Annotated in this window: 16 protein-coding genes and 1 pseudogene; 8 read left to right on the top strand and 9 right to left on the bottom strand. The window is 67.4% G+C overall.

Going from position 1 to position 18730, the window contains the following annotated elements:
• The first annotated feature begins 43 nt into the window (after nucleotides 1-43).
• From TMO_RS23490 to TMO_RS23470, 5 genes are all read left to right on the top strand, one after another.
• Nucleotides 44-1231, top strand: coding sequence for an acyl-CoA dehydrogenase (locus TMO_RS23490; protein ID WP_014753309.1), 1188 nt, complete (start codon nucleotides 44-46; stop codon nucleotides 1229-1231).
• Between the two features lie 64 nt (nucleotides 1232-1295).
• A complete protein-coding gene (locus TMO_RS23485; protein WP_014753308.1) occupies nucleotides 1296-2534 on the top strand; it encodes a CaiB/BaiF CoA transferase family protein in 1239 nt (412 codons plus the stop codon).
• The gene (gene leuC / locus TMO_RS23480; RefSeq protein ID WP_014753307.1) at nucleotides 2531-3925 is read left to right on the top strand and encodes a 3-isopropylmalate dehydratase large subunit; all 1395 of its coding nucleotides are present in this window, start codon (nucleotides 2531-2533) and stop codon (nucleotides 3923-3925) included. The genes TMO_RS23485 and leuC overlap by 4 nt, the downstream gene beginning before the upstream one ends.
• 4 nt (nucleotides 3926-3929) lie before the next feature.
• A complete protein-coding gene (gene leuD, locus TMO_RS23475; protein WP_014753306.1) occupies nucleotides 3930-4583 on the top strand; it encodes a 3-isopropylmalate dehydratase small subunit in 654 nt (217 codons plus the stop codon).
• 106 nt (nucleotides 4584-4689) lie between these two features.
• Nucleotides 4690-5142, top strand: a complete 453-nt coding sequence (locus TMO_RS23470; protein WP_014753305.1) for a host attachment protein — start codon at nucleotides 4690-4692, stop codon at nucleotides 5140-5142.
• A 469-nt stretch (nucleotides 5143-5611) separates the two neighbouring features.
• Here the strand turns inward: TMO_RS23470 and TMO_RS23465 are convergent, their stop codons facing one another.
• From TMO_RS23465 to TMO_RS23450, 4 genes are read right to left on the bottom strand one after another with little or no spacing between them, the layout of a single operon-like run.
• Complete coding sequence (locus TMO_RS23465; protein WP_014753303.1) at nucleotides 5612-6163, bottom strand: sarcosine oxidase subunit gamma; 552 nt, start codon at nucleotides 6161-6163, stop codon at nucleotides 5612-5614.
• Nucleotides 6164-6181: 18 nt separating this feature from the next.
• The gene (locus TMO_RS23460) at nucleotides 6182-9184 is read right to left on the bottom strand and encodes a sarcosine oxidase subunit alpha (RefSeq protein ID WP_014753302.1); all 3003 of its coding nucleotides are present in this window, start codon (nucleotides 9182-9184) and stop codon (nucleotides 6182-6184) included.
• Nucleotides 9181-9480, bottom strand: coding sequence for a sarcosine oxidase subunit delta (locus TMO_RS23455; RefSeq protein WP_014753301.1), 300 nt, complete (start codon nucleotides 9478-9480; stop codon nucleotides 9181-9183). The genes TMO_RS23460 and TMO_RS23455 overlap by 4 nt, the downstream gene beginning before the upstream one ends.
• A 10-nt stretch (nucleotides 9481-9490) precedes the next feature.
• A complete protein-coding gene (locus TMO_RS23450) occupies nucleotides 9491-10744 on the bottom strand; it encodes a sarcosine oxidase subunit beta family protein (protein WP_014753300.1) in 1254 nt (417 codons plus the stop codon).
• A 99-nt stretch (nucleotides 10745-10843) separates the two neighbouring features.
• Here TMO_RS23450 and TMO_RS23445 point away from each other — a divergent pair, with 99 nt between their 5' ends.
• Complete coding sequence (locus TMO_RS23445) at nucleotides 10844-11896, top strand: GlxA family transcriptional regulator (RefSeq protein WP_014753299.1); 1053 nt, start codon at nucleotides 10844-10846, stop codon at nucleotides 11894-11896.
• Here TMO_RS23445 and TMO_RS23440 read toward each other — a convergent pair.
• The gene (locus TMO_RS23440; protein ID WP_041607374.1) at nucleotides 11837-12709 is read right to left on the bottom strand and encodes a LysR substrate-binding domain-containing protein; all 873 of its coding nucleotides are present in this window, start codon (nucleotides 12707-12709) and stop codon (nucleotides 11837-11839) included. The two genes, TMO_RS23445 and TMO_RS23440, sit on opposite strands and share 60 nt — an antisense overlap.
• 236 nt (nucleotides 12710-12945) lie before the next feature.
• Between TMO_RS23440 and TMO_RS23435 the strand changes: the two genes are divergently transcribed.
• Nucleotides 12946-14259: an MFS transporter gene (locus TMO_RS23435; protein WP_014753298.1), complete on the top strand. Its 1314-nt coding sequence runs from the start codon at nucleotides 12946-12948 to the stop codon at nucleotides 14257-14259.
• A 17-nt stretch (nucleotides 14260-14276) separates the two neighbouring features.
• Here the strand turns inward: TMO_RS23435 and TMO_RS23430 are convergent, their stop codons facing one another.
• Nucleotides 14277-15185 carry a helix-turn-helix transcriptional regulator gene (locus TMO_RS23430; RefSeq protein WP_014753297.1) on the bottom strand — a complete coding sequence of 303 codons (909 nt, stop codon included), beginning with the start codon at nucleotides 15183-15185 and terminating at the stop codon, nucleotides 14277-14279.
• A gap of 125 nt (nucleotides 15186-15310) precedes the next feature.
• Here TMO_RS23430 and TMO_RS23425 point away from each other — a divergent pair.
• A pseudogene (locus TMO_RS23425) lies at nucleotides 15311-16214 on the top strand (DMT family transporter).
• Here the strand turns inward: TMO_RS23425 and TMO_RS23420 are convergent.
• The 3 genes from TMO_RS23420 to TMO_RS23410 form a co-directional block, all read right to left on the bottom strand.
• Nucleotides 16199-16624, bottom strand: coding sequence for a hypothetical protein (locus tag TMO_RS23420; protein ID WP_014753295.1), 426 nt, complete (start codon nucleotides 16622-16624; stop codon nucleotides 16199-16201). The pseudogene TMO_RS23425 and the gene TMO_RS23420 overlap by 16 nt on opposite strands.
• 55 nt (nucleotides 16625-16679) lie before the next feature.
• Complete coding sequence (locus tag TMO_RS23415) at nucleotides 16680-17318, bottom strand: peroxiredoxin (protein WP_014753294.1); 639 nt, start codon at nucleotides 17316-17318, stop codon at nucleotides 16680-16682.
• A gap of 128 nt (nucleotides 17319-17446) precedes the next feature.
• Complete coding sequence (locus TMO_RS23410; protein WP_014753293.1) at nucleotides 17447-18721, bottom strand: serine hydrolase domain-containing protein; 1275 nt, start codon at nucleotides 18719-18721, stop codon at nucleotides 17447-17449.
• Nucleotides 18722-18730 lie beyond the last annotated feature (9 nt).

Below are 18730 nucleotides of genomic sequence, written 5' to 3'. Positions count from 1 at the left end.
AGCCTTTCCCGACCTGCCTTCCCCGACCCGAGGACAAGACCCCATGGCCCGTGAAACCCGCCCCGCCTTCCAGTGGGAAGATCCGCTGAACCTTGCCGGCGAGCTGTCGGAAGAGGAGCGGATGATCCGCGACACCGCGCATGACTATGCGCAGGAAAAGCTCCAGACCCGGGTGCTGGAAGCCAATCGTCACGAGATCTTCCATCGCGAGATCATGACCGAGATGGGCGCGCTGGGCCTGCTGGGCTGCACCCTGCCTGAAGAGTATGGCTGCGCGGGCCTGTCTTACGTGGCCTATGGCCTGGTGGCGCGCGAGGTGGAGCGGGTCGACAGCGGCTATCGCTCGGCGATGAGCGTGCAGTCCTCGCTGGTGATGTACCCGATCTATGCTTTCGGCACCGAAGAGCAGCGCCGCAAATACCTGCCGCGCCTGGCGACCGGCGAACTGGTCGGCTGCTTCGGCCTGACCGAGCCCGATGCCGGCTCCGACCCCTCGTCGATGCGCACCCGCGCCCGCAAGGTGGAGGGCGGTTACGAGATTTCGGGCACCAAGACCTGGATCACCAATGCGCCGATCGCCGACGTTTTCGTGGTCTGGGCCAAGGATGATCACGGCTCGATCCGCGGCTTCGTGCTGGAAAAGGGCATGACCGGGCTGACCGCGCCTAAGATCGAGGGCAAGTTCTCGCTGCGCGCCTCGATCACCGGTCAGATCGCCATGGATCAGGTCTTCGTGCCCGAAGAGAACGCCTTCCCCGAGGTCCGCGGCCTGACCGGCCCGTTCTCGTGTCTGAACAATGCCCGCTACGGCATTGCCTGGGGGGCGATGGGTGCGGCGGAATTCTGCTGGCATGCCGCCCGCCAGTACACCATGGACCGGATCATGTTCGGTCGGCCGCTGGCGGCCACCCAGCTGATCCAGAAGAAGCTGGCCGATATGCAGACGGAAATCGCGCTCGGCCTGACCGCGGCGCTGCAGCTGGGTCGGCTGAAGGATCGCGGCATCGCGGCACCCGAGGCGATCAGCCTGCTGAAGCGCAACAATTGCGGCAAGGCGCTGGAGATTGCCCGGGTCGCCCGCGACATGCATGGCGGCAACGGCATCGCCGACGAGTATCATGTGATCCGTCACATGTGCAATCTGGAGGCCGTGAATACCTATGAAGGCACGCACGACGTCCATGCGCTGATCCTGGGCCGCGCCCAGACCGGCATCGCCGCCTTCGGCTGATCCGGCCTGCCGGCGACGCCTTCCGCTACCGACCGCCCGACACTGAACCACGGAGCCCGACCCTATGGCGACCCCCCGAGCCGAAGGTGCCCTCTCTCACATTCGCGTGCTCGATCTCAGCCGCGTCCTTGCCGGCCCCTGGGCCAGCCAGATCCTGGGCGATCTGGGCGCGGAGGTGCTGAAGATCGAACGGCCGGGTGCGGGCGACGACACCCGCGGCTGGGGGCCGCCCTATGCCGAGGCGGCGGATGGTTCGGCGCGGGAGGCGGCCTATTTCCTGACCACCAACCGCAACAAATCCTCGGTCGCGATCGATATGGGCACCGAGGAGGGGGCGACGCTGATCCGCCGCCTTGCCGCCGAATCCGATGTGGTGATCGAGAATTTCAAGGTCGGCGGCCTGAAGAAATACGGCCTCGACCAGGAGAGCCTCAGGGCGCTCAATCCGCGGCTGATCTATTGCTCGATCACCGGCTTCGGCCAGACCGGACCTTATGCGCCGCGCGCCGGCTATGACTTCATGATCCAGGCCATGGGCGGGCTGATGTCGGTGACCGGAGAGCCCGACGAGGTGCCGGGTGGCGGGCCGGTCAAGGTGGGTGTGGCCCTGGTCGACGTGATGACCGGGCTTTACGCCACCATCGGCGTGCTGGCGGCGCTGGCCCATCGCGAGCGGACGGGGGCGGGGCAATATATCGATCTGGCCCTGCTCGACGTCTCGGTCGCAACGCTCGCCAATCAGGCGATGAATTATCTGGTTTCGGGCAAGGCGCCGGGGCGGATGGGCAATGCCCATCCCAATATCGTGCCCTATCAGGCCTTCGCGACCCAGGACGGCCATCTGGTGCTGGCGATCGGCAATGACGAACAGTTCCGCCGCTTTGCCGCCGAGGCCGGCCATCCGGACTGGGGTACCGATCCGCGCTTCGCGACCAACGCCCAACGCGTCGCCAACCGTGCCGCCCTGGTGCCGCTGGTGGCGGGGGCGGTCGCCACCCGCACCACCGACGACTGGATTGCGGCGCTGGAAAGCAAGGCCGTGCCCTGCGGCCCGATCAACACGCTCGACCGGGTGTTTGCCGATCCGCAGGTGCAGGCCCGCGGCCTGGCGCGGCAGATCGCCCATCCGGCGCTGGGATCGGTGCCGACGGTGGCCAATCCGCTCAATCTGTCGGCGACGCCGGTCGATTACGCCCGCGCCGCACCCCGCCTCGGTGTCGATACCGACGAGACGCTGGGCCGGCTGCTGGGGCTGGATGTGGCCGCCCTTGCCGATCTTCGCAAAAGAGGTGTCATCGGATGACCCTGCCCGCGACCGTTTCGGGGGCGCCGCGCACGGTGTTCGACCGGATCTGGGATGCGCATGTCGTGCAGGTCCATCCGGCCGGCCAGCGCCTGCTGTGGATCGACCGCCATTTCACCCATGAGGGCAGCTTTCATGCCTATGGCAAGCTGGCGGACATGGGCCGGCGGGTGGCGCGGCCGGATCTGACCTTCGGCGTCGCCGATCATTACGTGCCGACCCGCAACCGCGATGCCGAGCCGGCGGACCCCGATGTCGGCCGGGTGATCCGGCTCTTGCGCGACAACACGGCGGCCAATGCGGTGCGGCTGTTCGATCTGGGCGACGAGGAACAGGGCATCGTCCATGTGGTCGGGCCGGAACAGGGGCTGACCCTGCCGGGGCTGACCATCGTCTGCGGCGACAGCCATACCTCCACCCATGGCGCCTTCGGGGCGCTGGCCTTCGGCATCGGTGCCTCGGAAGTCGCCCATGTGCTGGCGACCCAGACGCTGTGGCAGCGCCGGCCGAAGACCTTCCGGGTGTGGGTGGATGGGCGGCTGGGGGCCGGCGTTTCGGCCAAGGATCTGATCCTGCATCTGATTTCGGTGATCGGGACCGATGGTGCCACCGGCCATGTGATCGAATATGCCGGGCCGGCGATCCGGGCGCTGGGCATGGAAGCGCGGATGACGGTGTGCAACATGTCGATCGAGGCCGGTGCCCGCGCCGGCATGATCGCCCCCGACGAGACCACTTTCGCCTGGCTGAAGGGCCGGCCTGCCGCCCCGGCGGGGGCGCTGTTCGATCGGGCGGTGGCGCATTGGTCGGCCCTGCGCAGCGATGACGAAGCGATGTTCGACCGCGAGATCGTGATCGACGGCAGCGCCGTCGCACCCGTCGTCACCTGGGGCACGGCGCCGGAAGAGGCGGTGGCGATCGACGGCCATGTGCCGCGCGATGCCGATCCGGCGACGCTCGACTATATGGGGCTGGTGCCGGGGCAGAAGCTGGAAGGTCTGCCGGTCGACCGGGTGTTCATCGGATCCTGCACCAATGGCCGGATCGAGGATCTGCGCGCGGCGGCCGCCCTGCTGAAGGGCCGGCGGCTGACGGTGCCGATGCTGGTCTCCCCCGGCTCGACCCGGGTCAAGCGCCAGGCCGAGGCGGAAGGCCTGGCCCGGATCTTCGTCGAGGCCGGGGCCGACTGGGTGGAGAGCGGCTGTTCGATGTGTGTGGGCATGAACGGGGATCTGGCGGCACCCGGCGAGCGGGTGGCATCGACCACCAATCGCAATTTCCGCGGCCGCCAGGGGCCGGGGGCGCGCACCCATCTGATGAGTCCGGCCATGGCGGCGGTGGCGGGCGTGACCGGCCGGCTGGCGGATATCCGCCGGCTGATGGAGGGCTGATCCGATGGCCCAGGCGATGCTCCGCCCGCTCACCCGGCTGACGGCGATCGCGGCACCGCTGCCGCTCGCAAATGTCGATACCGACCAGCTGCTGCCGGCCCGCTTCATGCGCCGGCCGCGCGGCGATGGGTACCACCCCTATCTGCTGCACGATCTGGCCCATGATGCCGAGGGCCGGCCCGATCCGGATTTCGTGCTCAACCGCCCGGATTATGCCGGCGCCGGCATCCTGGTCGCCCGGCGCAATTTCGGCGGCGGCTCGTCGCGCGAAGGCGCCGTCTATGCCCTGGTCGATGCAGGCTTCCGGGTGATAATTGCGCCTGGCTTCGGCGACATCTTCCGCGCCAATGCGCTGAAGAACGGCATGCTGCCGGTGGCGCTGGACGAGGCGGTGGTCGACCGGCTGCTGACCGCCCTGGCCGCAAGCCCCGGTGCCACCGTCTCGGTCGATCTGCCCGAACAGACCGTCACCCTTCCTATGGGGGCGGGCAGGGCCGAGGTCTTCGGCTTCGAGGTCGACCCGTTCCGCAAGGACCTGCTGGTCCGCGGCCTGGACGAGATCGGGCTCACCCTGTCGCTGGCGGATGAGATCGCCGGATATGCAGAGGTGCGGACACGGCATGAACCCTGGGTGGTGCCGGATTCACGCATAACTTGAGACAGATCAAGGCCGTATGGGGCCAGGGGATATATCCTCTGCAATGATCCGGAATGGATCGGGCGCCGTGCACCACGCCCGACGCCGGCATGGAGGGGAGGTTCCGATGTCCCAGACCCTGCACCCGCATACCACTATCCTGGTCGCCGACGGTCGCAAGGCGCTGTTCCTGCGCCCTTCCGACGATCCGGAGACATCCGACCCGGTCGTCTTTCTGGAGATGACGGCCCCGGGCGAAGAGACGGTGTCCGATCGAGCCGTCCGGGCGCCGGGCACTTTGCAGAACCGCATCGGCCCGCGCAGTGCGATCGAGCATCCGAACGCCCATGATGCGCTGGAACATGCCTTCGGCCGCGCGGTGGCCGAGAAGGCCGCCGCCCTTCACGCCGCGGGAGAGATCCGCCGGCTGGTGCTGGTCGCACCCCCGCGCATGCTTGGCGATCTGCGCACCCATCTGCCCGACAGGCTGCGGGGTGACGTGATCGCCGAGATCCCCCGGGAGCTGGTCAACTGGCCGGTGCCCGAGATCGTCAGGGTCGTCGCCACCGAAGCCGACTGATACCCGTACCGCGCTGCGAACCAGCAACGGCCCGACCGGCACTGCGCCGGCTGGGCCGTTTTCATTGCCGGCTGCAACACATCGGCACGTAATAGTGCTTCAATGAAGACGTGTGTTTCCGTTATGGTGCACACGCAGCGGCGGCGTCACGCCGCGGCATGTCCCCCTCCGATCCCCAGCTGATATCCGGGGCCGGCTCTCGATCGATCTTTGCGAGATGCCGCCCCTGGCCTGCCCCCATGTTCAGATTACGGAACAAGAAGCGAACATCGCGCCGCCGCAAATCCTCGCCGCGCCGCCGGGCGCCCGCCAGACGGGCGCCGCGGCGTCGGTTGTCGCTGACCGACTGGATGTTCCGGAAGCTGCGGAAATACCTGAAGATGGGCTGGAGACTGCTGGTGCTCTATTACATGTCGCATATGGGCGATTGATCGTATGACGGACGAATGTTCGCGCATATATGTTCGTATTACGAACACGTGGCCAGTTCGACGCAGCCGGTCCGCAGCAGGGCGATGACATGCGGGGCGAAGGAGCGCCAGATATCCAGCCGGAAGCGCTCGGGACCGTCGCGCCAGAGCAGCACCGTCACCCCGTCCATCACCGTCCGGCAGCCACGGCCGGGGGCGATCCGGTCGATGTCGCGCGGGCAGCCGATGGTCAGCAGCTCCGCGGCCGCTGGCCCTTCGACCATCACCGTGACCTCGCGGTCCGAGATGTCGGTCAGGCTGTGCGGGGCCGCGTCATAGACGGCAGCCGCTGCCGCAGCCAGACGTCCGGCATCGGCCTCGGGCGCCAGGATGTGCCATTCATCGGGGCCGAGGCACAGGGCCTCGACAGCCCCCGCCGCGGCGCGATCGCCGATCTTCTGCGGCAGATCGAGCCCCAGCGCGCCTGAGAGCGCCGCCAGATCACCGGCGCGCGCCCGAAGCGAGAACCGTGCGACCGGGGCGAGGAGGGTGACCGTGACCGCGCTGCTGCGGGCGAGCGGGCCGGGTTCGACGGTCGGATCGGAGGTCATGGTCTCAGCCTCTCCCTGTCAGAGCTTCAGCCGGTCGCCGGCGGGATCGTAGAAGACGGTGCCGGCCACCTCGGCCTCGATCACGCGATCGGGCATGGGGATCCAGACCGTTTCACCCATCCGGTCATGGCCGCCCTCCAGCAGGGCCAGCGCGATCGGCCGGCCCAGCGCGACGCTCTGATAGGACGAGGTGACGTGACCCGCCATCTTCATCGGGATCGGCTGGGCCGGGTCGAGCACGATCTGCGCGCCTTCTTCCAGCCGGGTGTGGCCGTCGCGGGTCAGCAGCCCGACCAGCTGCCGGCGACCGGGGGCCGCGAGGTCCGGGCGCTGCAGGCCGCGCTTGCCGACGAAATCCGGCTTCTTGCTTCCCACCGCCCAGCCGAGCCCGGCATCGAAGGGGGTGACGGTGCCGTCGGTGTCCTGGCCGACGATGATGTAACCCTTCTCGGCCCGCAGAACATGCATGGTCTCGGTGCCATAGGCGCAGATGTCATAGCGCTGGCCGGCCGCCCATAGCATGTCCCACAGCGCCCGGCCGTGGCGGGCGGGGACATTGACCTCGAAGCCGAGTTCGCCCGTGAAGCTCACCCGGAAGAGGCGGGCCGGAAAACCGCCGACGCGGCATTCGGTGATCGACATATGCGGGAAGGCGGCATCCGAGATGTCGAGCCCCTCGACGAAGGGGCTGAGCAGGTTGCGGGCATTGGGGCCGTTGAGGGCGATGGTCGCCCACTGCTCGGTGGTGGAGGTCAGCCAGACCCTGAGGTCGGGCCATTCGGTCTGGAGATAGTCCTCCATCATGTTGAGCACGCGGGCGGCACCGCCGGTGGTGGTGGTGACGTGGAAGCGGTCGGTGGTCAGCCGGCCGATGACGCCGTCGTCGCGGATGAAGCCGTCATCGCCCAGCAGCAGGCCGTAGCGCGTGCGGCCCGGGGCGAGTTTGCTCCAGGGGTTGGTGTACATGCGGTTCATGAATTCGACCGCATCGGGGCCTACCACCTCGATCTTGCCGAGCGTGGAGGCATCGAAGATGCCGAGGCTCGCCCGGGTGGCGCGGCATTCGCGGGCGACTGCCGCATCCATGTCCTCGCCCGGTTTCGGGAAATAGCGCGCCCGGCGCCACAGCCCGACCGGTTCGAAGACGGCGCCATGCTCGACGGCCCAGCCGTCGATCGGCGTCTTGCGGGTGACGTCGAAATGCTCGCCGCGATGATAGCCGGCCAGCGCGCCGAAGGTGGTGGGGGTATAGGGCGGGCGGAAGGTGGTCAGCCCCACCTCCGGCTGGCTGCGGCCCAGCGCATCGGCGGCGATGTTGAGGCCGTTGATGTTCGACAGCTTGCCCTGATCGGTCGCCATGCCGTTGGTGGTGTAGCGCTTGACATGCTCGATCGAGCGCATGCCCTCGCGCACCGCCAGCCGCAGATCCTTGGCGGTGACGTCGTTCTGATAGTCGACGAAGGCGCGCACCCGGGCGGGCTCGCGATCGGTCGGAAGCTCGGTCACGCTCTCGCCCGTCCCCGGCCGGTCGTCGGTGACGGTGTGGCGGCCGGCTGCGGCGGGATCTCCGCCCAGCTCGCGAACGGCGGCAGCCCCCATGGCGGCGCCGTCATCCAGCGCCGCGGCGATGCCCCAGAACCCGCGGGCGGCCCCGGCGATCTGGCAGGCCTCGGTGCGGGTGCCGGGCAGGAAGGTCTGCGCGGCCGCATCCCAGACAAGGCTGCCCTTGGTGTGCGAGAACAGATGCAGCGACGGCGTCCAGCCGCCGGACATCAGAAGGCAGTCGCAGTCGATCCTGACCGCCGCCCCGATCCGGCCGTTCCGGACCGGGTTGACCTCGACCGACCGGATCCGCAGCCGGCCGGCGGTGCCGGTGACGGTGTGGCTGGCCAGAACCGTGATGCCGCGCGCCTCTGCGGCCGCCTTGAGCGCCGCGGGGGCCTGGCTTCTGGTATCGACGATCGCCGCGATCCGGGTGCCGGCGTCGGCCAGATCGAAGGCCGCGTGCCAGGCACTGTCATGGCTGGTGACGACGACCGCGCAGCTGCCCACCCGCACGCCATAGCGGTTCAGATAGGTCTGGGCCGCGCCGGCCAGCATCACCCCCGGCCGGTCGTTGCCGTTGAAGACCAGCGGCTTTTCGATGGCCCCCTGGGCCAGCACCACCTGGCCCGCCCGCACCCGCCACAGCCGTTCGCGCGGCTGGCCTGCGGCCGGGGCGTCGAGGTGATCGGTCAGCCGCTGGCAGAGCCCGACCATGTTCTGATGGTAATAGCCGATCGCGGTGGTGCGGGTCAGGACACGCACGCCCAGACCGGAGAGCTCGACCAGGGTCGCCGCCAGCCAGTCCCAGGCCGGGCGGCCGTCGATCACGGCCTGCGGCTCGCTGAGCAGGCTGCCGCCGGCCTCGGCGGTCTCGTCGACCAGGGTGACCCGCAGCCCGGCCCGGGCCGCCGTCAATGCCGCCGCCAGGCCGGCAGGGCCGGCGCCCACCACCAGCAGGTCGGTGTGCAGATAGCGCGAGGCATAGCCGTCCGGATCGGGTTCGGCGGGCGAGACGCCCAGCCCCGCCGCCGCGCGGATGAAGGGCTCGTAGAACCGGTCCCAGAAGCTCTTCGGCCACATGAAGGTCTTGTAGTAGAAGCCGGCCGGCAGCAGCATGTGCAGGCTGTCGTTGATCGCGCCCAGATCCAGCTTCAGGTTCGGATAGCGGTTCTGGCTGGTGACCTCCAGCCCGGCGCGGAGTTCCTGCACCGTGGCGCGGGTATTGGGCTCGGCGCGGCCGGGACCGCGGCGGGTGCCGACCAGGGCGTTCGGCTCTTCCGATCCGGCGGTCAGCACGCCGCGCGGGCGGTGATATTTGAACGACCGGCCCATCAGATGCACGCCATTGGCCAGCAGGGCCGAGGCGACGGTGTCGCCGGCAAACCCCTGATAGCGCCGGCCGTCGAAGGTGAAGGTGACCGGCTGGCCATAGTCGACACGGCCGCGGCCCGGAACGCGAAAACCGGCGGGGCTCATTCTGCGCGCTCCTTCAGGGCCGCGAGATCGGGGCGGGGATCGCCGACCCGATAGGTCGTCAGGAAGCGGTCGCTCACCGTGTCGCGCACGGCATTGAAGAACCGGCCGCAGCCATGGACGTGGCGCCAGCGTTCGACATGGGCGCCGCGGATGTTGTTGCGGATGAACAGAAAGTCGCGCCAGTCCTCGTCGGTCGCCGTGGCGGGGTCGGGCCGGGCGATATGGGCCTCGCCCGCATAGACGAATTCCAGCTCGGGCAGGGTTTCGCCGCAATAAGGGCAGTGGATCAGAAGCATGGGGCGATCCTCAATGCGCGACGGCGGCGGCCGCGGCTTCGTCGATCAGACGGCCGGTGGTGAACCGCTCCAGCGTGAAGGGGGCGTTGATCGGGTGCGGCTCGTCTTTCGCCACCGTCCAGGCCAGCGTATGGGCGGCGCCGGGCGTCGCCTTGAAGCCGCCGGTGCCCCAGCCGCAATTGACATAAAGCCCCGGCACCGGCGTCTTGCCCAAAATCGCCGAGCGATCGGGCGTCACGTCGACGATGCCGCCCCATTTGCGCAGCATGCGCATGCGGTTGAAGATTGGGAAGATCTCGCAGATCGCCGCGACGGTGTGTTCGATCAGCGGCAGGCCGCCGCGCTGGGAATAGCTGGTATACTGATCGGTGCCCGATCCGATCACCAGTTCGCCCTTGTCCGACTGGCTGATATAGGCATGCACCGTGTTCGACATCACCACGCAGGGGAAGACCGGCTTCACCGGTTCCGACACCAGCGCCTGCAGCGGGTAGCTCTCCAGCGGCAGCCGCACCCCGGCACTCTGCATCACCACGCTGGTATTGCCGGCGGCGGAGACCGCCACCTTCTTCGCGCGGATGAAGCCCTTCGCGGTCTCGACCCCGGTCACCCGGCCATCGGGGCCGCGGCGGATTTCGGTCACCGGGCAGTTCTGGATGATGTCGACGCCGCGCGCGGCCGCGGCACGGGCATAGCCCCAGGCGACCGCATCATGGCGGGCGGTGCCGGCGCGTTCCTGCAGGGCGGCGCCCACCACCGGATAGCGGGCGCGGGGGGAGATGTCGAGCGGCGGGCAATAAGCCTTGGCCTCTTCGGGCGTCAGCCAGCGGTTGTCGACGCCGTTCAGGCGGTTGGCGTGGATGTGGCGCTTGAAACTCTGGATGTCGTGCACGGTATGCGCCAGCATCAGCACGCCGCGCTTGGAATACATGACGTTGTAGTTCAGATCCTGCGACAGCCCGTCCCAGAGATCGACGGCATGATCGTAAAGCCGGGCGCTTTCGTCATAGAGATAGTTCGACCGGATGATCGTGGTGTTGCGCCCGGTATTGCCGCCGCCCAGCCATCCCTTGTCGATGACCGCGACATTGGTGATGCCGTGCTCTTTCGCCAGATAATAGGCGGCCCCCAGCCCATGGCCGCCGGCGCCGACGATCACCACGTCGTATTCCGGTTTGGGGTCGCATTCGGGCCATTGTGCCGTCCAGCCCTTGTGGCCGGTCAGGGCATTCTTCAACAGCGACATGGCGGAAAAACGGGTCATGGCGGCCAGCCCTCAACGCTCCAGCTTTGCGGGTATTCTAGGCGCGGGATCCTGCCTCGGGACTGGAAGCCTGCGACGGAAGCGTTGTAGAATTGCGTCATGACCCCAGCCCGGAAACGCCTGCGTGTCGGCTTCCTGCTCGCGGATCGGTTCACGCTCTCGGCCTTCGCAAATTTCGTGGATGTTCTGCGACTTGCGGCCGACGAGGCGGACCGGTCGCGGCCGATTCTCTGCGACTGGACGGTGCTCTCCGACGATATGAGCCCGATCCGGTCGAGCTGCGGCGTGAAGGTGCAGCCCGATACCCGGCTCGACCGGGCCGGGACCTATGATTATCTCGTGGTGGTGGGCGGGCTGATTCGCGAGGCGAGCGGCCTCTCGCCGGCCAGCATGCAGTTCCTGCAGGCAGCGGCGCGGGGCGGTGTGCCGCTGGTCGGGCTGTGTACGGGGGTGTTCCTGCTGCACGAGGCGGGGCTACTCGACGGCTACCGCTGCTGCGTCAGCTGGTTCCACCATGACGATTTTCTTGAACGTTTCGGTTCAACCCGGCCGGTATCCGACCAGATTTTCGTGGTCGATCGCGACCGGCTGACCTGTTCCGGCGGCCACAGTGCTGCACATCTGGCGGCCTGGCTGGTCGAAACCCATATCGGCCGGGTCGCGGCGATCAAAAGCCTCAGCATCCTGATCATCGACGAGGCGATGACCGGCGACAAACCCCAGCCCGGCGGCGGCAGCCCGCTCACCGCCCGCGACCCGCTGGTGCGCAAGGCGCTGATCCGCATGCGCCAGCGGCTGGAGGACCCGGCGACCGTCGACGAGCTGGCCGCCGATCTGGGCGTGGGCCGCCGCAAGCTGGAACGCAGCTTCCAGGCCGATCTCGGCCTCTCCCCGGCGCGGGCCGGCCAGCGCCTCAGGCTCGACGCCGCCCGCCACCTGCTGGCGACCACACCGCGCACGGTCACCGACATCGCCCATGCGACGGGTTTTTGCGATGCCTCGCATCTGATCAACATGTTCAGGGGGGCGTTCGGACTGTCGCCGGCGGCGTTTCGGCGGGTGGGGGCTACGGGGCGCGACCTCACCCGGCCGTCATCTGATGTCGGAGACAGTTTCGACGAGAAGCTCGCTGAAGCGCTTTACCGGGCTTGACGGGGTCGCGTCAGCAAGATGCAGGCCCAGATTGATCGTCCCGAGTGCCGGCAGACCGCACGAGGTTGCATCAAGGACGCGAAGATGCGACGGCACGACGTCTGCGATCCGCGCCGTGATCCCCAAACCGGCCGTCACGGCAGCCCACAATCCGGCCAGACCGGAACTGGCGAATACATGCTCCCAGGCAATGCCATCTTTCTCCAGCGCGTCGATTGCCCTTGCCCGAAACGAGCAGGGCGGATCGAACGCCACCAGAGGAACAGGCATGTCCGGCTCCCGGTCAAATGCGTCTGGCCCGATCCAGACGACACGAAAGCTGCCGATAATCGAATGGTGAGCACTGCTCAGATTGCCCCAGGTCAGGGCGAGATCCAGGTCGCCGGCTTCGATCAGCCTCACGAGATGGGAGCCGCGCTCTACACGAACAGTCACCCTGATTTTGGGATAGGCGCGTGAGAAGCGACCAAGCAGCACAGGCAGCGATGTATCGGCGAAGTCTTGCGGAATACCAAGACGGATCCGTCCCTCCATATCGGTGAGGCGTTGCATCGCCATCATGGCTTCATCGTTCAACTCAAGCAGTCGCTTTGCATAAGACAGCAGGATTTCGCCCGCCTCTGTCAGCACGAGGCCGCGACCCTGTTTACGAAACAGGGTCTGCCCCACCTGGGCTTCCAGTTTGCGAAGTTGCAGGCTGATCGCGGGCGGCGACCGTCCGATCCGCTCGGCCGCTTTCGCGAAGCTTCCGAGCGTGCTGCCGGTCACGAACGTCCGAAGGACATCCATATCGAGGTTGGGAGGCATAGCCATGATTAAATTTATCAAAACAATTTTGAAAGAAGTACAAAATTATCAAAGTGATTTGGCCGGGCTAGGCTCCGTCACCGAAGGCTCTCAGGCAGGCAGCCTCTACACCCCATCTTCGGGAAGGCGCCTTCTGGGAACCGCGTCCATCCACAGGAGCGCCCGCCATTTCCGCGTTCGAAAGCCAACCCCAGGTCAATGATATCAGCGACGGCCTGCCGGGGGCGCAAAAGCTCCGGGCGGTGGCAACGCTCATCCTGGGAAGCGCCATCGCCACACTGGATACCACAATCGCGACAACGGCGCTGCCAACCATCGCGGCCGACCTGCACGCAAGCCCGGAAATGTCGATCTGGATCATCAATGCGTATCAGCTGGCGATGGTCGCAACGCTGCTGCCCCTCGCGGCCTGTGGCGACATCGTCGGGCACAGACGCGTCTATACGGGCGGCCTGGCGCTCTTCACGCTTGCGTCTCTTGCATGTGGGCTGGCGTCATCATTGCCGATGCTGATTGCAGCCCGGACGCTGCAAGGTATTGGTGCGGCGGGCATCCTGAGCGTCACCAGTGCCCTCATCCGGTTTATCTACCCGCATAGTCAGATTGGCCGCGCACAAGGTCTGAATGCCTTGATCGTCGCCGTGTTCTTCGCGATCGGCCCCCTGGTTGCCTCGGGCGTTCTGGCTGTAACCACCTGGCCGTGGCTGTTTCTGATCAACATCCCGCTCGGGGCTTTTGCCGTGGTGCTGGCGTTCAGAGCTTTGCCCAGCACAACCGGCGAACGGGCATCCCATTCATTTGACGGCACCAGCGGAATATTGGTCGCGGGCATGTTCGGCCTTCTCATCCTGGGGCTCGGAGATGCGGCCCACCAGGCCGGCCTGGTGCGGGTATTGTGCGAATGGGGTGCATCCCTTGTCTGCTTCGGTGCGCTCCTCTACAGACAGCGCGGGCATCCGGCGCCGCTGCTGCCCGTCGATTTATGTCGTCGGCCGCTTTTTGCCCTGTCAGTTCTGACGTCGATTTTTGCCTACGCTGCCCAAGGTCTGGCCTTCGTCTCTCTGCCGTTCCTTTTTGAGACGGTCATGGGGCGATCACAGACCGAAACCGGCCTTCTCTTAACGCCATGGCCGGTCATGGTGGCCGTCGTCGCCCCGATTGCAGGGCGCCTGTCGGAACGCCGGTCGGTTGCGGTTCTGGGGGGTGTCGGCCTGCTGCTGCTCTGCCTCGGCATGGCGCTGCTGGCCTTCCTGCCGGACCAGGCAACGTTTCCGGACATCGCATGGCGGCTGGCAATCTGCGGCGCAGGCTTCGGCCTGTTTCAATCCCCGAACCTGAAGGCCCTGACGGCGAGCGTGCCACGAGAGCGGGCCGGCGCAGCAAGCGGCATCATCCCGACGGCCCGCCTGCTCGGCCAGGCTCTGGGCACAGCCCTGGTGGCCGCCTGCTTCACGGTTGCAGGCGAGGCAGGCTCCATGACCGCTCTCTGGCTCGGCAGCGCGTTCTCGGCGCTCGCATGTGCGACGAGTCTCATGAGGTATAGGAAGGAACAGTGAATGACGGGCAAGTGCACCTAACGGAACGCTCCATGTCTCTGGATGCTTCCGATCACCGCCCCCCGATACACCGCCGGCGTCTTCCCCACATGCCGCTGGAAGACGCGCGTCAGGTGGCTCTGGCTTGAAAAGCCGCAGGCGGCGGCGATGGCGGCGATGGGCTGGTCGGTTCGAAGCAGCATGCGGGCCCGGGCGACGCGTTTCCAGGTGACCCAGGCATGGGGGGCGAGGCCGCGGGACAGGTGGAACATGCGGTGGAAGTGGAAGCCCGACAGGTCGGCCAGGGCGGCAAGGTCGTCCAGCGTGATCGTCTGGTCCAGATGGGCGTCGATCCAGTCGTCGACCCGGCGCAGGATATGGGGCGCAAGGCCCGCGCGTATGGTCACCGGCTTCCTGCGCAGGGCGCCGAACAGCTCGGCGAGGGTGGTTTCGGCATGCAGAACATCCCCCTCGGCGCCGGCGGCGGCAAGCTGGGCGAGGGGGATGGCGAGATCCGGGTTCCGGACGAAGGTCGCTTCCGGCAGGTCCAGGCTGCGGGCGTCGCAGTCATGGGTGCTGACGAAGCCGCTGCGCAGCCTGGCTTCCGACAGATAGAGATGCACGAAGCGGAAAGGGGCGTTGATCTCCCAGTCGGAGCCGCAGCCCTCCGGCATCACGCAGATGGCCCCCGGATAGCCGGCAACCCCGCCGGCATCCAGCCGCCGCGTTCCGGTGCCGCCCTCAAGATAAAGGCTGAAGGTCGTATGGGCCGGCGCCTGATAGCACACCCGATCGCGGGTGTTTTCCCAGACCGTGACCGCACAGCCTTCGCCCAGCTCCATGCCGGCGAGTACCCGGGCGACCGGCGATCTGCGCAGGACGTCGTAGATGGTGTCGGGCGTGGAGGGACGGGAGGTCGCAATGTGAGACGTGGGCTGGTGGGACATGGGGTGCCGGCCGTTGGGTGCGTCGGTCGATGTTAGGTCGGCCGGTGCGCCGGGAAAAGTGTCGGCCTGCGGATTTGCGCAAGAAGATGCAAAACCGCCGGGGCGGCCCGGCCTATGCTGCGCGCATGAACACATCCCTTCTCTTCATCGCCACCGTGCTGATCTGGGGCACGACGTGGATCGCGATCGCCCTGCAGGTCGGCGCCATGCCTGTCATGGTCTCGATCTTCTATCGCTTCGCGCTTGCCGGGCTGGTGATGCTCGCCGGGCTCGCCCTCATGGGCCGTCTGGCGCGCCCGGCACACTGGCGTTTCGTCGCCTTGCAGGCCCTGTGCCTGTTTTCGTTCAACTTCGTCGGGCTGTACAAGGCGGCAGGGCTGATCCCGTCGGGGCTGGTTTCGGTGGTCTTCTCGCTCGCCTCCATCTTCAACGCGGTCAATGCCCGGATCTTCTTCGGGGAGCGCATCACGCTCCGCGTCGTCGGTGCCGGCGCGATCGGGGCGTCCGGGCTGGTCCTGCTGTTCTGGCACGACCTGTTCACCACGCTCGACGGCAACAGCCTGCGCGGCATTGCCTGGGCGGGGTTCGGCACGATGATGTTCTCGCTCGGCAATATGGCCTCGCGCAGGAACAGTGCGCTCGGCACCTCTCCGGTTACGGCCAATGCCTGGGGGATGGGCAGTGGGGGCCGTCGTCCTGCTGATACTGATCCTCGCCACGGGCCAGCCGGTCGTCCTGCCCGAGGGCATGACCTCCTGGGCGGCGCTGATCTATCTGGCCGTGATCGGCTCCGTCGCCGGCTTCACGACCTATCTGCTGCTGGTGCAGAAGATAGGCTCGGCCCGCGCGGGCTATGCGACGGTGGTCTTTCCGATGGTCGCCCTTCTGATCTCGACCCTGTTCGAAGGCTATCAATGGACCTGGACGGCCGCCGCCGGGCTGTGCCTGATCGTGTTCGGCAATATCGTGATGTTCGCACGGCGCCCGAACGGCAGCAGCAGCCACCCGGCCCGTCAGAAGCCGAGATAGCGGACATCGGGACGGTCCATGTGTTCACCGATCACAGGCGGTGTCACGGGGGTGACGCCGTCGATCAGATCGGCTGCGGTCAGGCCATCGCTGTTGGGCAGATTGAGCGCGCAGAGCTCTGCATGTGCCCCTGCCTGAATCAGGCCCTGGAGCATCTGCTGCGGCGTTCTGCCGGAAGGTTTCAGGGCAGGGCCCTGATAATCCTTCCGCGCCAGATCGCCGCCGGGGCCGCAGAGCAGGATGCGCACCGGCGTCTGACGTTGCAGGGCCTGCTGCGACAGAACCATGGCCATGGCCTGGGTCTGGGGGTCACCGCTGGTCACGGTGACGAACAGGCTGTCTCTGGCCGCAACCGGCGCGGCCAGAAGGCAGAGGCCGGCAAGAAGCGCGGCCGTTCGCAGGACGGTCATTTCATCTCTCCTTCCGGGGGCGGACAGGCCATGGCGGGGGCGCGCCCGGATGTCGTCAGAGCGATTTTTGCGAGAAGTACCAGTCCGTCGTCTCGTAACCCTGGCCGGCACGGGCCTCGGCTTCGGCTGCCGTCTTGGGCGGCGACACGATCACCTTGGCGCCGGGGCACCAGGCTTCGGGCGTGGCCACGCCATGGGTGTCGCTCGTCTGCAGGGCGGTCACCAGGCGCAGGATTTCCTCGACGGAGCGGCCATTGCTCATCGGATAATAGATCATCGCGCGCAGGCGGCTTTCCGGGTCGATGACGAAGGTGGCGCGCACGGCCTGGGTGTCGGCGGCACCGGGATGGACCATGCCATAGGCATTGGCGACGTTCATCGAGATGTCCTCGATGATCGGAAAGGGAATCTCGACCCCGAACTTCTCGCTGATGTTGCGGGTCCAGGCGAGATGCGCAAAGACGCTGTCGATCGACAGGCCCAGCAGGTCGCAATTCAGGGTCTGGAACCGGTCATGGGCGCGGGCGAAGGCGATGAATTCGGTCGTGCAGACCGGCGTGAAATCCGCCGGATGGGCGAACAGCACCAGCCAGCGGCCCCTGTAACTGGCGAGGGAGACGGGACCGTGTGTCGTCCGCGCCTCGAAATGCGGGGCGGGCTCGTTCAGACGCGGGAAACCGGGGGTGGTGGTCATGGCGGTCGATCCTTCGGCTTCGGGTTTCGATGGCGATCGCCGTTGCCGGCGTCATCGTGAGCCAAGGATGAGGGCCGCCCCGGCCCCGCGCTTTGACATTTGATAAATTCTAAACTGCGATATGCGCTTTATCCCGCGCGGCCATCCGTCGCGGCGGCTCCTGCATCCACCAGCGCCTGCCCCCGCGCATTGAGCAGCAGCCCCGCCCCCAGCTTCGTCATCGTATAGCCGAACGCCATGCCCCGTTCCGGATCCGCGAAGCCGATCGAGCCACCGGCGCCGACATGGCCGTAGGCGCGGTGGCCGATGATGACGCTGTCGGCCGGCTGCGGGCGGCGGCGGTTGTCCATGCGGAGCATGAAGCCCGGGCCGAAGCGGGTGGGTTGCAGCAGGGTGGCATCGATCTGGGTGGCGGAGCTGGCCTCGGCGAAGCCGGCGACGGTGTCGGCGTCGAAGCCGAGCGCCGCGCCGGGCAGGGTGGCGGCATAGAGCGAGGCGAGCGCGCGGGCATTGGTGATGCCGCCGGCCGCGCCGATTTCGGCCGCATGGCCTTCGCGCGTATTGGCGCCGCGGCTGCTGTAGGTGCCGTTGTTGAACACGAACAGATGCTGGATCGTGCCCGGCTGCTTTGCCGCGGCAAGGAAGGGCGTGAGGTCGGCGCCGCGCTGGGCGCGGCGGACGATCACCGGGGCGACGCGCGGCTCGACGCTCTCGGGCAGGCCGATCCAGAAATCGAGGCCCAAGGGCCCGGCGATCTCTTCGGCGAAGAACCGGCCCAGGCTGCGGCCATCCACCCGGCGCAGCACCTCTGCCGCCATGAACCCCATGGTGATCGGGTGATAGCCGGTGCGGGTGCCGGGCTGCCAGAGCGGGGCCTCTTCCTCGATCCGGGCGATCATATAGGGATAATCGGTGACGCAATCGGCCTTGAGCGGCGCGGTCAGCACCGGCAGGCCGATGCTGTGGTCAAGGATCATCCGCACCGTCGCCGCGCGCTTGGGCCCGGGTTCGGGGGCGCGGCCGGCGAATTCGGGCCAGATTTCGACGATCTGCTGATCCAGATCGAGCAGGCCGCGCGCCGCCGCCAGATGCAACGCGATCGCGGTCGCGCCCTTGGTGGCCGAGAAGATCACCGAAACCGTGTCTTCCGCCCAGGGCCGGGCCGGGCTGTCGCCACCCGCCCGCACCGCCAGCCCGCCCCAGAGATCGACCACCAGCCGCCCGTCCTGGACCAGCGCCACCGAGGCGCCGACCTCGTCGCGTTCGGCGAAGTTGGTGGTGAATGCCCGGGCCACCGCCTCGTAAGCCGGATGGCAGCGCCCTTCGATCCGCAGCGTCCCGTGTTCGGCACTGTCGACGGTGGCGGTCCAGGCGGCGGCATCGGGATGGAGCGGGGCGGTCATGGGTGGCGT

The sequence above is a fragment of the Tistrella mobilis KA081020-065 genome (genome assembly GCF_000264455.2).
In the GTDB taxonomy this organism is placed as follows: Bacteria; Pseudomonadota; Alphaproteobacteria; order Tistrellales; family Tistrellaceae; genus Tistrella; species Tistrella mobilis.
The sequence above is the reverse complement of the archived record's forward strand: the minus strand, read 5'-3'. Positions and strand labels throughout refer to the sequence as shown.